Source organism: Neisseria sp. HMSC078C12 (genome assembly GCF_001838065.1).
Lineage (GTDB): Bacteria > Pseudomonadota > Gammaproteobacteria > Burkholderiales > Neisseriaceae > Neisseria.
Genome location: NZ_KV835620.1, coordinates 1,084 through 1,397, shown reverse-complemented (window position 1 = coordinate 1,397; position 314 = coordinate 1,084). Strand labels below are relative to the sequence as shown.

The 314-nt window shown below is 54.8% G+C and carries 1 protein-coding gene; it reads right to left on the bottom strand.

From position 1 onward, the window contains the following. Window positions 1-314, bottom strand: a 314-nt coding sequence (locus tag HMPREF2596_RS11675) for an RHS repeat domain-containing protein (RefSeq protein ID WP_283140427.1), incomplete at both ends; no start/stop codon positions are given.

Genomic DNA, 314 nt, shown 5'->3' with positions numbered 1-314 from the left:
TTGCTGCCGTCTTTTTTGAAGATTTCCGCTTTGACCAGTTGGTCATGCAGATCGTAGAAATAGTTCTGTACTTCGCCGTCGGCCAGTTCGCGGTGGATCAGGTTGCCGAAGTGGTCGTAGTAATAGCTGCTGCCGTTGTAGGTTTTCAGGCGGTTGTCGGGGACGGTAGGGCTATTGTGATCGGACAGGATATTGTGCGCGGGGTCGAAGGCGAACACTTCATTGCCCGCTTGGGTAATCCGGCCCAGTTTGTCGTATTCGAACCGGGTCGTTCCTGTCCTCTGGTCGGTACTGTGGGTCAGGTTGCCGGTACG